Consider the following 14,681-nt stretch of genomic DNA (forward strand, 5'->3'; position numbering starts at 1 on the left):
CGCCCGCTAGCGCCTCACGTCCCCCTTCCCGCACGCGGTGCCGTCCCGGTCGCGGTCCAGGCCCAGCGGGTCGTCGCCGCCGTTGACCTTCAGCCGGCCGTAGTGGTTCTGCCGGAGCCAGCTGCAGCGGGCCGCGGCCGTCTTCCTCACCTGCGGCGGGAAGACGGTCGGCACGCACACGTTGACCGAGCCGTAGTGGCGGTCGCAGCCGGAGACGGCCGGGCCGACCTTCTGCGACGTCTTCTTCTTGCCGGGCCCGGTGACCTTGCCGGACAACGAGTCGGCGAAGGAGTGGACGTGCGGGGAGGCCGCCTTGGCGCTCAGCGCCGCCGGGCCCGTCAGGTGGACCCATTTGGCCACTGACGGCACCCCGTTGGCGTCGACGGCGAAGAGCATGTACCAGCCGGGCGGCGCCAGGTTGGGGTTGTTCGTCACGTTCAGGTCGACGTTGTTGCCGCTCACCGAAAGCGGGAGGTCGACGAAGCGCTGGTTCGGGTCGGAGGAGTGGGTGACCGCGGCCGGACGGACCAGCTCCGCCTTGGCGACGGGCCGGTCGACCGTGATCCGCTGGGTGTCGCCGTACTTCCACTCCTGGTTGATCACCGAGGTGATCGTCGGGCGGGTGCCCTTGTAGAGGTACGGCGGGGTGTAGATCGACACGTTGTGGTTCCAGGAGCCGTTGCCCGGGTTGTCGCCGGTGGCCATCACCCGGCCGTCGGGCAGCAGGAACGCCGACGAGTGGTAGCCGCGCGCCTGCGGGTCCGCGGCCACGGGGTCGAAGGTGTTGCCGCCCGGGTCGTAGATCGAGGACTCGTACACCGGGTCGGCCCGGTTGTGCAGGGCGCCGCCGGTCTCCAGCACCTTGCCGTCGGGCAGCAGTACGGCGGAGACGTACATCTTGCCCTGCTTGCCGGTCTCCGCGACCTTGCCGTTGCCGAGGTCCACCGTGCCCTGCGGGAGCTGCGGGCCGGCCACGTACGCCGGGTCGGCCTGCTTGAGGTCGATCACGTCGGTCAGCCGGTTCGCGTCCGGGTTGGAGTCGATGTTGCCGCCGCCGAGGGTGAGGACCTTCTGGTCCTGCGCCGGGGGCAGCAGCACGCTCGCCGACTGGTCCCGCTCGTCCTTGTTCTGCAGGCCCGGGATCTGCGTGGTGGTGTTGGCCCCGTAGTCGTACACCGCCGAGCCGGTGCCGGGGATGTTGTTGCCGAAGACGTGGCTGCCCGTGTAGAAGAGGCGGCCGTCCTGCATCAGGATCATCGCCGGGTACAGACCCCAGTACGACCAGGTCTGGTTCACCTTCCACAGCGGCTGCCACTGCTTGTCCTTGTCGGACCACAGCTCGGCGGTGACCGAACCGGTGGAGTCCTCGCGGAGCCCGCCGAAGGAGATGACGTCACCGTTGCCGAGCTCGGTGGCCGACGGGTACCAGTGCCCGTCGTTCAGGTCGTTCGTCCTGCTGTAGGTCTCGGTCTTCGGGTCGAAGACGTACGAGTCCTTGAACCCCTCGTAGCCGTGGCCGCCCGCGACCGGATAGGCCTTGTTGCCGCTCATGACGAGGACCCGCCCGTCCTGGAGCTGCACGTGCCCGGCGCAGAACATGTCCTTCGGCGTCGGGACGACCTTGTAGGTGCCCTTCGCCGGGTCGTACACCGCGGAGGTGAACGTGCCCGCGTCGAAGTTGGCCTCGCTGTTCCCGGAGCCGGCGATCAGCAGCACCTTGCCGTTGTTCAGGACGACGGAGTGCATGGAGCGGACCGGGTTCTGGGTCGGCAGGACCGACCAGCTGCCGTCGGCGCACTGGGTGCTCGTGCCGGTGCACTGGGCGGGCGGGACCACGTCCGGAACCTGGTCCATGGTGTAGTCGTCGGTGGTCGCCGAACCGGTGCCGTAGACGGAGACACCCCAGGTGATGCGGTCGGTGCCGGCCGGGACCTCGGGCGTGCGCACCGTGGCCTTCGTCCAGGCCGACGCCATGTCCAGGGTCTTGAGGTCGGTCCAGTACTGCCAGCCGGCGGTGGCGTCGTGCCGGAAGACGGTGATGTTGGCGTCCGGGGTGGTCGTCCTGTACCAGAGCCCGAGGTCGTACTGCTTGCCGACACTCACCGCGGGCGCGCAGGCGGCGGACTCGGTGATCAGCGCCTTGCGGTCGCCCTCGGTACGCCGGGTCAGCGTCACCTTCATCGCCTTGGTGCCGGAGTGCGCGTCGGCGACGGTCTGGAAGGTGAAGTCGTTGTCGCCCCACCCCGACTTCTCCCAGCAGGCCGGCATGTCGTCGGTGCCGGCGGTCTCGAAGCCGGGGTTCTGGACGAGGTTGGCGGCCTCGGCGTGCTGCGGCGAGGTGAGGATCAGACCGGCGGTCAGGGCACCTACCCCGGCCAGCGCGGTCCGTCTGCGGCGGGTGTTCACACGGCTCTCCCAGCGGTCGTACGGGCCCCGCGGCGGCGCGGGATGTACACCAGCGCTTCGGTCCCCACGAAGCGCAGAACGAAGGTCAGGACCAGCGCGAGCGCGGTGGCGGGGAGCGCGCCCAGGTGGAACCGGTGGACGAGCAGCGCGATCAGCGGGATGCGCAGCACCAGGTCGGCGTTGGCGAGCAGCGCGAACCGGCCGAGACGGTCCCACCAGCGTCGGTGCGCACGCCGGTCGCGGAACAGCAGGTGCTCGATGAGCAGGAAGTTCCAGGCGACGCCGAGCTGGTTGGCGAGGATCTCGGCGGGGACGTAGTGCATGTGGAGGGCGGTCAGTGCCCACAGGCCGGCCAGGTTCGGCACGAAGCCGCTCGCGCCGATCAGCCCGAAGCCGACCATGCGCGCGAGGGGCGAGGCGGTGCGCAGGCCGGCCAGGTGGCGCAGGAAGCGCAGGCCCTCCTTGGCGGAGGACTTGGACTCGCCCGCGAACCGGTCCTCGAAGACGAAGGGCACCTCGGCCACCTGGCGGGGGCGGCTGCGGACGGCCAGTTCGAGGAGGATCTTGTAGCCGAGGGGTCTGAGGACGTCGGCGGTGACGGCGCTGCGCCGGATGGCGAAGAAGCCGCTCATCGGGTCGCTGATGCCGTGCAGCCGGCGCGGGAAGAGCGCCTTCGTCAGCCAGGTCGCGCCGCGCGAGACGGCCACCCGGTAGCTGCCGGCGAGTCCGGCCCGGCTGCCGCCGTCGATGTACCGGGAGGCGACGACGAGTCCGGCGTTCGCCCGTTCGCCGGTGGCGACCAGTTCCGGTACCAGGGACGGCGGGTGCTGGCAGTCGCCGTCCATGACGACGATCCACTCCGAGGTCGCCGCCTTCAGCCCCTCGACGACCGCCCCGCCGAGCCCGCCGACGGGTTCGTCGCGGTGCAGCACGGCCACCGGGAACGGGCAGTCCTGGGCGGCCTCGCGGATCACCTCGGGGGTGTCGTCGGTGGAGTCGTCCACGAAGACCACCTCGCAGGGCAGCCGGGCGGGCACCGACTCGGTGATCAGACGGAGCAACTGCCGGACGTTCGCCGACTCGTTGTAGGTCGGTACGACGATGGTGACGGCGCCGGGCTCGGGGACCTCGACGGCGTCGATCCCGGGGACGGGTGCGGTGTACTCGTGGCTGCTGCTCATCGTGCGCCTCCCGTGGCGGCCGTCCGGATCCGCCGGATCTCGATGCGGTCGGGTCCGGTGCCGAAGGTGGCGACCGGTGTCGAATGCCGGATGGCGGCGCGGACGTTGGGCAGGTCCTGGGCGTCCCGGCGGACCGTCGGCGAGGCGACGACGTAGTCGAGGTCCCGCCAGCCGTGCGGCATGGTCCTGGTGACCGCCGGGTCGAGGTCCGCCTTGTAGAACCAGATCGCGCCGAGTCCGGGCCGGTACCCGGCGTGGACCAGGTCGAGCCACAGGGCGTCGTCGACGAGGACCCGGGTGTCCTCGGGGTCCGCGACCCGGGTGGAGAGCCAGTGGGACGCCTGGCGGTAGGGCTTGTTGGCGTCGGCGGTGACGGCGGTGCGGTCGCCGTCGTACCAGTGGGGTACGACGTAGGCGCCGGCGGCGAGCGCGAGGGCGGCGGCGAGCGCGTACCGGCCGCCGGTGACGTAGCGCCCCTCGGCGGCGGAGCGGCGGCGGCGCAGCACCGCGTGGGCGACGGAGGCGGTGCCGCCCGCGAGGACCAGGGCGAGGAAGGGCAGTGCTCCGATGACGTACATGGCGGGCAGGTAGCCGCCCGGCCGCATGGCCACGGCGGCCAGCACGGCGACCGTGAGGGCCGGGCCGGCCAGGGCGCGGGCGGTGACCGACCAGCGCCAGGTGCCGATCAGCAGGAGCGCGCCGGCGAGGCCGCCGATCGGCAGGACGCGGTCGTAGTACAGCCAGGAGTGCAGGACGCCGTACGAGCCGGAGTCCGGGTCGAGGATGAAGCCGGAACCGGGCCGGGACATCTGGTACTTGATGCCGTCCCACAGCGACACGTGCCCGGCGCCGGGGAACAGTTCGCCCTTGAGCAGGGCGAACAGCGGATAGGAGAGGCCGATCAGGACGCAGGCGGTGACGGCGCCGGTGAGGGCGAACTTGCGGGTGTCGCGGTGGCTGTGCCGCCACATGGTGACGAACAGGGCGGGCAGGACGACGAGCATCGTCTCCTTGGTGAGCACGCCCGCCGCCGCGGCGAGACCCGCGCCGAAGTGGTGCCACAGGTGGCGACTGGGCGAGGCGGCGAGGCAGAACGCCAGCAGCAGCCACATCACGGCGATGTTGTCGAGGAAGATCTCCCGCTGGAGCACGACCGCGAGCGGGGAGAGTCCGAAGAGGGCCATGGCGAGCCCGGCGGCCCAGCGGGGCAGGGCGAGCCGGCGGCCGAGGACGTAGACGAGGACCGCGCTGACGGCGCTGATCACGAGCATGGTGATCCGCATGGTGCCGACGGTCATCGAGCCGGGGCTGATCGCCGACGGGATCCAGCTGAGCAGGGCTATCTGGACCCAGCCGAGCGGCGGGTGGTCGTACCAGTAGGTGTAGTGGGCGAGGCCCTTGCCCTGCTGGACGGCCCAGGCCTGGGCGAGGTAGGTGCCCTCGTCGTCGCTGAGGGTCGGGTAGTCGGCGATGTTCCAGCCCTGGACGACGAGGATCGCCAGGAGCAGCACACCGCACAGGAGGAGGTCGGGGCGGGAGGAGCGGAGCCGCCGCGGTGGGCCGGTGCGGCCGGCCGGGCCCGTTTCCGGCACAGGTGGGTGCTGCGCGGGGACCTTCGAGGCGGTCACCGCGGGGAGGGTGGAGGTCACGCGGGAACGTCCTCTCGGATCGGCTCGGCCGCGGTGAGGTGCGCGCCGACGTGCGTGGTCAACTCCCAGTCGTTCCGTCCGCGTTGCTCGCGCCATACGGCGCGGATCGCGGCTCCGGCGAGGAGGACCTGGTAGAACGGGCCGCCCACGATGAGCTTCACGTAGTGGACGAGGCGGACACGCAGGCCGTACTGCTTGCCGAAGTCGTGCAGTCCGACCACCTCGAAGACGAAGGTGACGGCGGCGGTGACCAGCGGCAGGAAGGTGAGGAAGGCGATGCCGACGGGCACGTCGAGGAAGAGCGCCACGGCCGCGTTGAGCGGGATGATCACGCCGGAGAAGGCCTGCAGGAAGGGTGTCATCAGGGTGTACCGGGCGAGCAGCCGCTGCCGCAGGGCGGGCAGTTGCTTCCAGTCCTTCTTCCGGTACACCTGGAGGAAGCCCTGGTTCCAGCGGGTGCGCTGCTTCAGCAGCGACATCAGCGAGCCGGGCGTCTCCTCGCGGGTGACCATGTCGGAGTCGTAGGCGACGACGACCTTCTTGCCGACGCTGGACAGGCGCACGCCCAGGTCGCAGTCCTCGGCGAGGCAGTCGGGGTCCCAGCCGTCCGCATCCCTGAGGACGTCGGTCCGCACGAAGACGGTGTTCCCGCCGAGCGGGATGAACCCCTTCTGCGCGTGCAGGTGCAGCCGGGAGCGGAACCAGAAGAAGTACTCCAGGCAGTTGCGCAGGCTGTACCAGCTGGAGTGGAAGTTGATGAGCTGCACGCCGCCCTGGACGACGTCCGCCCGTGTCGTGCGGAACGCGTGGTCGACGTGGGCGAGCAGTTCCGGGTGGACCTGGTCCTCGGCGTCGAAGACCCCGACGACGTCGCCGCGGCAGTGCGGCAGCGCCGTGTTCATGGCCTTCGGCTTGTTCTTCTTCTCATGGGTGTCGACGACGACGCGGACGCGCGGGTCGCGGGCGGCGGCCCGCTCGGCGACGGCGGCGGTCTCGGGGTCGTCGTGCCCGACGATCACGATGATCTCGAAGTCGGTGTGCGTGGACTCCAGCAGCCGCTGGATGGTGTGGTCGAGCACGGCCTGCTCGTGCCGGGCCGGCAGGAGCAGGGAGAACGACAGGTGTTCGCCCCCGTCCGGTCTGCCGAACCGGGTGGACGCGAGCACTTCGGGCGTGCGCCACGCGTGCATCTGCCACCACAGGGTGAAGGCCGCCATCCAGAACAAGGCCAGCGAAACGGCAGCGATGAAGACAGACGTCAGCAAAAAGATCCCCCCAGATCCCCAAAACCCCCTGAGCGCACGGCGGTTCGCTTCACCTGCCGTGCCGCTATGGAGAGACTAGGGGGGTTCTGTGAAATGCGGGCACTGTTCCGATAAATAGCGTGTTTCGGAACGGTGGTGCGATTAACGGGGCCTATCCGAACACCCGCTCAAATCAGGCATCCCACAGGCCCCGCTCGCTCCGCAGGTCAGTGACCCAGTGCCGTGCGCAGCCGCCCCCGGTCGGTGGTGGGGGCGTCACACGTGAAATTACGGCAGACGTACGCCGCCGGTTCACCGGACACCAGCGGACGGTCCGCGAGCAGCGGGAACTCGTCGCTCTCCGGAGTGCCGACGGCGACGACGGCACCGGGCGCGGTGCCCAGCAGGGCGGTCATGTGCAGGGCGGCCGTCCGTTCGTCGTCCAGCGCCGGGCCGACGATCGCCACCTCGCGAGGCCCGTCGAGCAGCGCCTCCGCGGCGGCCAGACCCCAGCCGATGAAGCGGGGAACGCGCGGCCCGAGGGTCTTGACGACGCCCAACGCCCTTTCGGCGGCGGTCCGGTGGCGCTCGGAGCCGGTGTGCGCCGCGTAGCCCAGCAGGGCGGCGGCCGCGGCGGTCCAGCCGGAGGGGGCGGCGTTGTCGGTGGGGTCCTGGGGCCGGCGGATGAGCCGCTCGGCGTCGGAGGCCGTGTCGTAGAGGGCGCCGTCCTCGGGGTCGGCGAAGCGGGCGAGCACATGGTCGAGGAGCAGTCCGGCGAAGTCGAGCCAGACGCCCTCGCCGGTGACGGAGGCGAGCGCGAGGAAGCCCTCGGCGACGTCGGCGTAGTCCTCCAGAACTCCGGCGTTGGCGCCGACGCGGCCGTCCTTGCTGGTCCGGGCGAGGCGGGCGTGTTCGTCCAGGTGGACGCGGACGAGCAGGTCGGCGGCGCCGAGGGCGGCCTCGACCAGGTCGGGCCGGTCGAAGTAGGCGCCGGTCTCGGCGAGCGCGGCGATCGCGAGGCCGTTCCAGGCGGCGACGACCTTGTCGTCCCGGCCCGGCGCCGGCCGTTCGGCCCGCACCGCCAGCAGCCGGCTCCTGACGGAGGCGACCTTCTCGGCGTCGAAGACGCCTTCGGTCTGCGGGAGTTGCAGGACGGACAAGCCGTGCTCGAAGGTGCCTTCGTCGGTCACCCCGAAGTACTGGGCGGCGAGGTCGCCGTCGGTGTCCCCGAGGGCGGCGCGCAGCTGCTCGGGCGTCCAGACGTAGTAGGCGCCCTCGACGTGCCGGCCCGTGCCGTCGTCGCTGTCGGCGTCGAGCGCGGAGGCGAAACCGCCTTCGTCCGTCCGCAGTTCGCGCACCAGGAAGTCGGCGGTCTCCACCGCGACCCGCCGGGCGAGGTCGGAGCCGGTGGCCCGCCACAGGTGCGCGTACACCCGGCACAGGAGGGCGTTGTCGTACAGCATCTTCTCGAAGTGCGGCACCACCCAGTCCCGGTCGACGGAGTAGCGGGCGAAGCCGCCGCCGAGCTGGTCGTAGAGGCCGCCGCGGGCCATGCGCTCGCAGGTGTCCGCCGCCATCTGCAGGGCTCCCTCGGCGCCGGTGCGCGCGTGGTGGCGCAGCAGGAACTCCAGGACCATGGACGGCGGGAACTTGGGCGCGCCGGAGAATCCGCCGCGCTGCGGGTCGTACTCGCGGGTGAGGCCGAGCAGCGCCTGCGCGAGTTCCTGCTCGCCGGGCGGCCGGGTGCCCTGGTGGCTGAGCTCGCGCTGGGTGAGGTCGCGCACGATCTTCCCGGCGACCTCGCTGACCTCGTCGTGCCGGGTGGTCCACGCCTGCTGGACGCCCTCCAGCACCTGCCGGAACGAGGGCATCCCGTGGCGAGGGGCGGGCGGGAAGTAGGTGCCGAAGTAGAACGGCTCGGCGTCCGGGGTGAGGAACACGGTCATCGGCCAGCCGCCCTGCCCGGTGGCCGCCTGGACGGCCTCCATGTAGACGGCGTCGACGTCGGGGCGCTCCTCGCGGTCCACCTTGACGCTGACGAAGTGCTCGTTGAGGTAGTCGGCGGTGGCCCGGTCCTCGAAGGACTCGTGCGCCATGACGTGACACCAGTGGCAGCTGCTGTAACCGACGCTCAGCAGTACGGGTTTGCCGGTCCTGCGGGCCTCGTCGAAGGCCTCGGCCGACCAGGGCCACCAGTCGACGGGGTTGTCGGCGTGCTGGAGCAGATACGGGGACGTCTCATGGGCCAGTCGGTTCACCGTTCCACTCTCCCACGGGCTCCGGCACCGCGTAGAAACGCACCAGCACCGGGCGCGCCTCCTGCGGCGCCTCCTCGCGCGGGTGGCCGTACCGGTCGAGCAGGGCGCGGTAGTCCCGCATGAAGGCGAGCAGGTCCTCCCTGGTCATCCAGGTGCCGTGGCGCTGCACCTGGGCCCACCCCTCGGGGCCGCGGTACTCCTCGTGCGCGCGGCGGTACAGGGCCGTGTCGAACTCGATCTTGAGGTGGGCGAGCCGGGCGGCGGCCGCGTACTCCTCCGGGGACATCCCGGCGGGGTCGGGCGTGGTGTGGCTGAACGGCAGCGCCCGCCACCAGCGCTCGCGGCCGGCGGACTTCTCCGGGATCTCCTCGATGAGCCGCTGCTCGGCGAGTTTGCGCAGGTGGTAGCTGGTGGTGCCGGAGCTCTCGCCGAGTTCGCGGGCGAGCACGGTGGAGTTCGCCTCGCCGTGCCGGCCCAGGTATTCGAGGATGCGGCGGCGCAGCGGGTTGCCGAGGGACTTGTAGAGAGCGGTGCGCTCCAGGCTGGTCATCTCGGGCAGGCCGTCGGTCATGCGGCCACGGTAACCCTGAGGACCCTGAGTCGTCCCCGATGTCTGCCGAGATTTCTTTGCAGAATTTTCTCTGCGGTCTACTGTGGAGACGGAACGTGTGAGGGCGGAGAGCGGGAAGACGGAAGACGACATGACGGGGGCCGTGATGAAGACGTTCGAGGTGCCGCTGAAACGGTGGACACTGATCCTGCTCGCGGTGGGCGCCGCCCTGCTCGTGCCCTGGACGGTGGTGCTCGCCCTGACTCTCCCGGCGAGCACGGAGGTCCGCCACTGGTCGCTGGCCTGGATCGGGCTCGACGCCCTCATGACGGCGGGCTGCGCCACGACGGCCCTGCTCGGCCTCCGCACCGACCCCCGCGCCCGCCTCACCGCCTCGGCCACGGCGGCCGTCGCGGTGCTGGACGCCTGGTTCGACATCACGACGGCCCCGTCCGGCGGAGACCTCGCGCAGGCCCTCGCGTGCGCCGTGGCGGAGGCGAGCCTGGCGGCGGCGTGCGTGGCGCTGGCGCTGTCGGAGCCGCGAGAGCCGCCCGCCCGTGAGGGAGTTGGCACCAAACCCTCACCCTCCCCCTGATCACCGCCCCCTCGCGTTCCCGCTCCGCCCGAAGGACACTCGTACGCGAAGGAGTTGCCGCCGGAGGGGGACGGGACATGCGGGACGACCATCGGGCGGAAGCCGAACGGCTGCTGGCGCGGGCCGTGGAGGAGGAAGTACGGCGCTCGGGCGGCCGGATCGACGGTCAGCTGCTGCTCGCGCGGGCCCGCGGCGGACTCGACGCGATGGCGGGGACGGCCGGCGAGGAGTACGAGGCCTACACCCGGGCGCTGGACGAGGCGGAGGCGGGCCGGCTGACCTTCGGCCAGCGGTACGCCCGCGCGGGCGCCGGAACCGCCCTCATGGTGGCGGCCGTTGCCGCGGTCGCCGCCGCGGCGGCCGACCTGGCCCTCGGCACCGGTACCGGGACGGCCGTCGGCGCCGGTGCGATCGCCGGAGTGGTGGGCGCCGCGGCCACGGTGGTGAAGGTGGCCGGCTCCCATGTACCGGCCGCCCATCACCGAGCGGGCGCGGCCGGGCAGCCCGGCGGGCCGGAGCAGCTGCGGTTGCAGTGGCTGACCGCGCTGGAGGTGCGGGGCATCCGCCCGTTCCTCGACCAGCAGCGGGTGATCAGCGCCTCCACCGGCCCGAAGAAGACGACCGGCCCCGCGCTGCGCGGCGCGGACAAGAGCGCGGCGTCCCGCAGGCGTACGATCCTGGAGCAGTCCTTCGGTCATCTGCCGCAGCCGGACGGCCCGTTCGCGGGACGCCGGCCGGAACTGGGCCGGATCAGGCAGTGGGCGCAGGCGGCCCGGGCGGCCACCGAGACCCGGCCGACGGTGGTCGTGCTGCACGGCGAGCCCGGTTCGGGCCGGACGACGCTCGCCGTGCGCGCGGCGCACGATCTGCGGGACCACTTCCGGGGCGCGGTGGTCGTCGACCTGCGCGGCGGCGGGCGGGAGGCGCCGCTGTCCACCCGGGACGCCCTGCTGCACCTGCTCAACCGGCTGGGCGCGCCCCGCGAGCAGTTGCTGTTCCGGGAGCGCTCCTCCCTCGATCAGCAGGTCAAGCGGCTCGGCGAGCTGTACCACCAGCATCTCGCGGGCCTGCCGGTGACGATCGTGCTGGACGACGCCTCCGATCCGGAGCAGGTGCGGGCACTGGTGCCGGAGCGGTCCGACAGCCTGGTGCTCGTCACCGCGCGGACGGCCCTGGACCTCCCGGCGGACCTGCCGGCCTGGGTGCACCGGCTCGCGGTGGCGCCGCTGGACGCGGCGGGCGCCGAGGACTTGCTGAGCACTGCCGCCGAGGACGCGTCGGGCCCGTACGACGCGGAGTCCGCCGACGAGGTACGCGCGCTGTGCGGGGGCCTGCCGCTGGCGCTGCGGATCGCCGGATCGGCGCTCGGCCCGCGCTCGCCCCGGCAACTGGCCACGGACCTGGGCGCGTACGGGCCGGTGGAGCCGGTGGAGCGTGCCCTGTGGCTGCGCTACACCGACCAGCCGGAGCCGGCGCGCCGGCTGCTGCGCCGGCTCGCTCTCGCGGGGCGGGCCTCGCTCGGCGCGGCGGCCGCCGCCTCCCTGCTCGCCACGGACGAGGCGGAGGCCACCCGGCATCTGGCGGCGCTCGCGCGGGCCGGGCTGATCGACCATGTGCGCGGCAGCCGCTACCGGCTGCACGACCTGGTGCGCGCCTTCGCGCTCGCCCGGCTGGCGGACGAGGAGGACCCGGCCGAGCGCGCGGCGGCGCAGGAGCGGCTGATCGTGAACTACGCGGAGCTGGCCGACTCGGTGCTGCGTCTCGTCGACGGCAACATGTCGACGCGCTCCAACCAGTTCGGCTCGCACGGCTTCCCCTCGCTCGACGAGGCGCTGCGCTGGCTGGACGACGAGTCCAGTTTCATCACGGCGGCCCTGCGCCACGCGGAGGGCGTGAACCAGGCGGCCGTGCTGAACCTGCTCGGCGCGCTGTGCGACTACTGCCTGCTGCGCGGCGACCTGTACCGGCTGGGCGAGATCAGCGAGCTGACGCAGGCCGTGGACGAGGGGCTGCTGGTGCGCTCGGTGCAGTGGCGCACGGGCATCGCGGCCCGGCAGCTGGGCGAACTGGACAAGGCGCGCACGACGCTGGCCTCGGTCGTGGACCTGTACCGGGAGGCGCACCACGACGCGGGTGCCGCCCGCGCCCTGACGTCCCTCGGGATCACCCTGCACCACCAGGGCAACCTGACCGAGGCGGCGGCCAGGCTGCGGGAGTCGCTGGCTCTTCAGGCGGCGCCGGAGCTGGCGACGGACCGGGCGTGGACGATGCACGCGCTGGCCGCGGTCGAGCGGGACCGTGCCCGGCTGGCGGAGGCGCTGGACCTGCTCACCGGTTCCCTGGTCCTGCACCGCGAGGGCGGCTCGGTGCACGGCGAGGCCTGGGCGCACTTCCAGCTCGGCCAGCTGGCGCTGCGGATGGGCGACGTGCCGCGCGCGGAGACGGAGCTGCGGGCCGCCCTGGAGCGGTACGGCCGCACCCAGGACGCCCGCGGGGAGGCCTGGGCGCTCACCCAGCTGGCGCGGGCCCGGCTCGTGGACGGCGACGCCTCGCCCGCCGTGGACGACCTCCGGCAGGCCGCCGCCCGGCACCGGGAGAACGAGGACGCGCGCGGCGAGGCGTGGACGCTGTACTACCTGGGGCAGGCGCTGGAGGAGACCGGGGACCTGGACCAGGCGGTGCGCGAGCTGGAGCGGTCGCGCACGATGTTCTCCCGGATGCGGGACGTGTACGGCCTGGCGTGCGCCCGGCACCACTCGGCCCGGGTCACCCGGGACCAGCGGGCGGTGCAGACCGGTTCGCTGCGCAACTCCGGCTTCGCCCGGCAGCTGCTCGTGGACGCGCGGGCCGACTTCCAGCGCATCGGAGTCGCCCACGGCGAGGCCTGGACCTGCCTGGAGCTGGCGGTGGTGGACGCGGGCAACGCACGCACCCGGCAGGCGCTGGACCTGTGCGACGAGGCCCTCGCCCTGTTCGCGTCCTACGGGGACCGGCGCGGCGAGGACTGGGCCCGTTTCCTGCGCTGCACCCTGCTGCCGTACGCGGCGCCGGGCGGGGTGGAGGTGGGCACGGCGGTCGCCCAGGAGGAGCTGGCCGAGCTGGCCCGCGCCACGCATCCGCTGCGCGACGAGAAACTGGCCGAGTACGTCTCGGCGTACGCCCTGCCGCTGGAGCGGGGCGTCCAGCTGGAGGCGGGCTGGCAGGCCTGGCGCCTGGGCATGACCCCGAACCGGCACGCCCGGGAGGTGATGGGGGTCGCGGTACCGGCGACCCGGTGACCGGACGGCGCCAGCCGGCTCGACGCGGGACGACGGCTGTCGGCTCGGCACGGGGCACGGCGGGCGGCCTGCACGGCATGAGGGCGGGGGTCGTCGGCCCGACATCGGGCACGGCGGGCGGCTCGCGCGGCACGGCTGGCGGCGCGGCGACGCGTGGCAGCGCGGCGAGGGCACGGCGAGTGACCGGCTCGGCTTCGGGCACGGCACAGGGCGGTGCGGGCCCGTCCCCCGGTGTGCCGCCGCGGCGGTGGGCTACGGCGACGTACCGGTCCGGTGGTGCCGGACCGGTCGTGTGCGACGCCTCAGTTCTGCCGCGGCTTCGCCCCGGCGACGGCCTCGGCCTCGCCGGCCTCAGCGGTCTCCTCGCCGGAGGGGTCCGCCTCCTTGAAGTCGACCTTCCGCATGTGCTTGCTCATCGACTTCATCAGGCCCCACACGGCCAGGGCCATCACCGCGAACACGATGAAACCGAGGACGCCGGGGGTGACCTTGTTCTCGTCGACCTCCTTGGCGAGGGGGACGAGGTGCGTCACTGCCAGGCTCACGCTTGCGCTCATGTCAGGCATTGTCCCGGATGCCCGCGAAGAGGTCGTCCTCGGGGAGGGAGGTGTCCACGAGGGATTTCGCCAGCTCGTACTCCTCGGTGGGCCAGACCTCCTTCTGGAGCTCCAGCGGCACCCTGAACCAGCCGCCGTCGGGGTCGATCTGCGTGGCGTGGGCGATCAGCGCCTTGTCGCGGATCTCGTAGAAGTCCGCGCACGGGACGTGCGTGGTCAGGGTCCGCTCCTTGCGCTCGAACTCGCTCCAGCGCTTGAGCCAGTCCCCGTAGGGCGACTCCAGTCCGCGGTCGAGCATCGCCTGGTGGAGGGCCTCGGTGCGGGGACGGTTGAAGCCCTGGTTGTAGTAGAGCTTGAGCGGCTGGTAGGCGGGGCCGTACTCGGCCTCCGGGTACTTCTCGGTGTCCGCAGCGCCCTCGAACGCCACCATGGAGATCTTGTGGGTCATGATGTGGTCGGGGTGCGGGTAGCCGCCGTTCTCGTCATAGGTGGTGATCACCTGCGGACGGAAGGAACGGATCTTCCTGACCAGCTCGCCGGCCGCCTTGTCGACGTCCTCCAGGGCGAAGCAGCCCTCGGGCAGCGGCGGCAGCGGGTCGCCCTCGGGCAGACCCGAGTCGACGAAGCCGAGCCACTCCTGCTTGACGCCGAGGATCTCCCGGGCCTCGTCCATCTCCTTCTTGCGTACCTCGTGGATGTGCTCCTCGATGTACTTGTCCCCCTGCAGCTTGGGATTGAGGATGGACCCGCGCTCCCCGCCGGTGCAGGTCACGACCAGCACGTCCACCCCCTCGTACACGTACTTCGCCATGGTGGCCGCACCCTTGCTCGACTCGTCGTCGGGGTGCGCGTGAACGGCCATCAGTCGCAACTGGTCAGTCAAGACTCAATCCTCGGTAAGTCGGCGCCCCCGCGTCCTGGGGTGCGATCGGCGGCTTCTATAGTGACCGAATCGGGGGGCGA

At 72.1% G+C, this 14,681-nt stretch carries 10 protein-coding genes; 2 read left to right on the plus strand and 8 right to left on the minus strand.

Annotated features, from left to right (window positions below):
• Window positions 1–6: 6 nt before the first annotated feature.
• The 6 genes from BLW57_RS15400 to BLW57_RS41395 all read right to left on the minus strand — a co-directional run bounded on the left by BLW57_RS15400 (window position 7) and on the right by BLW57_RS41395 (window position 9,309).
• Entirely contained in the window at window positions 7–2,406 is a 2,400-nt protein-coding gene (locus BLW57_RS15400; protein ID WP_093475135.1) for a galactose oxidase early set domain-containing protein, read from the minus strand.
• On the minus strand, window positions 2,403–3,587 hold the full coding sequence (locus BLW57_RS15405; protein ID WP_093475137.1) for a glycosyltransferase: 1,185 nt from the start codon (window positions 3,585–3,587) through the stop codon (window positions 2,403–2,405). Before BLW57_RS15405 ends, BLW57_RS15400 begins: the two co-directional genes overlap by 4 nt.
• Entirely contained in the window at window positions 3,584–5,236 is a 1,653-nt protein-coding gene (locus tag BLW57_RS15410; RefSeq protein WP_093475138.1) for an ArnT family glycosyltransferase, read from the minus strand. The genes BLW57_RS15405 and BLW57_RS15410 overlap by 4 nt, the downstream gene beginning before the upstream one ends.
• Window positions 5,233–6,501 carry a glycosyltransferase gene (locus tag BLW57_RS15415; RefSeq protein ID WP_093475140.1) on the minus strand — a complete coding sequence of 423 codons (1,269 nt, stop codon included), beginning with the start codon at window positions 6,499–6,501 and terminating at the stop codon, window positions 5,233–5,235. The genes BLW57_RS15410 and BLW57_RS15415 overlap by 4 nt, the downstream gene beginning before the upstream one ends.
• A gap of 206 nt (window positions 6,502–6,707) precedes the next feature.
• Entirely contained in the window at window positions 6,708–8,738 is a 2,031-nt protein-coding gene (locus tag BLW57_RS15420) for a thioredoxin domain-containing protein (protein WP_093475141.1), read from the minus strand.
• A complete protein-coding gene (locus tag BLW57_RS41395; protein ID WP_176985596.1) occupies window positions 8,719–9,309 on the minus strand; it encodes a winged helix-turn-helix domain-containing protein in 591 nt (196 codons plus the stop codon). Before BLW57_RS41395 ends, BLW57_RS15420 begins: the two co-directional genes overlap by 20 nt.
• A 130-nt stretch (window positions 9,310–9,439) precedes the next feature.
• Between BLW57_RS41395 and BLW57_RS41400 the strand changes: the two genes are divergently transcribed.
• Both BLW57_RS41400 and BLW57_RS15430 read left to right on the plus strand, forming a co-directional pair.
• Window positions 9,440–9,883 (plus strand): hypothetical protein, encoded by a 444-nt coding sequence (locus BLW57_RS41400; protein ID WP_093697373.1) that lies wholly within the window; start codon window positions 9,440–9,442, stop codon window positions 9,881–9,883.
• A gap of 77 nt (window positions 9,884–9,960) precedes the next feature.
• Window positions 9,961–13,161 (plus strand): tetratricopeptide repeat protein, encoded by a 3,201-nt coding sequence (locus BLW57_RS15430; protein WP_093475143.1) that lies wholly within the window; start codon window positions 9,961–9,963, stop codon window positions 13,159–13,161.
• A 302-nt stretch (window positions 13,162–13,463) separates the two neighbouring features.
• Here BLW57_RS15430 and BLW57_RS15435 read toward each other — a convergent pair whose 3' ends face one another.
• On the minus strand, window positions 13,464–13,727 hold the full coding sequence (locus tag BLW57_RS15435; RefSeq protein ID WP_093475144.1) for a hypothetical protein: 264 nt from the start codon (window positions 13,725–13,727) through the stop codon (window positions 13,464–13,466).
• Window positions 13,720–14,601: a mycothiol conjugate amidase Mca gene (mca, locus tag BLW57_RS15440; protein WP_093475146.1), complete on the minus strand. Its 882-nt coding sequence runs from the start codon at window positions 14,599–14,601 to the stop codon at window positions 13,720–13,722. Before mca ends, BLW57_RS15435 begins: the two co-directional genes overlap by 8 nt.
• Window positions 14,602–14,681: the final 80 nt, after the last annotated feature.

This window comes from Streptomyces sp. 1222.5, assembly GCF_900105245.1.
Lineage (GTDB): Bacteria > Actinomycetota > Actinomycetes > Streptomycetales > Streptomycetaceae > Streptomyces > Streptomyces albidocamelliae.

Bases quoted from the DNA above. Each gene is read 5' to 3' on its own strand.
- BLW57_RS15435 (WP_093475144.1), bottom strand. From the start codon at position 13,727: ATGCCTGACATGAGCGCAAGCGTGAGCCTGGCAGTGACGCACCTCGTC.
- BLW57_RS41395 (WP_176985596.1), bottom strand. From the start codon at position 9,309: ATGACCGACGGCCTGCCCGAGATGACCAGCCTGGAGCGCACCGCTCTC.
- BLW57_RS15405 (WP_093475137.1), bottom strand. From the start codon at position 3,587: ATGAGCAGCAGCCACGAGTACACCGCACCCGTCCCCGGGATCGACGCC.
- BLW57_RS15430 (WP_093475143.1), top strand. From the start codon at position 9,961: ATGCGGGACGACCATCGGGCGGAAGCCGAACGGCTGCTGGCGCGGGCC.
- BLW57_RS41400 (WP_093697373.1), top strand. From the start codon at position 9,440: ATGACGGGGGCCGTGATGAAGACGTTCGAGGTGCCGCTGAAACGGTGG.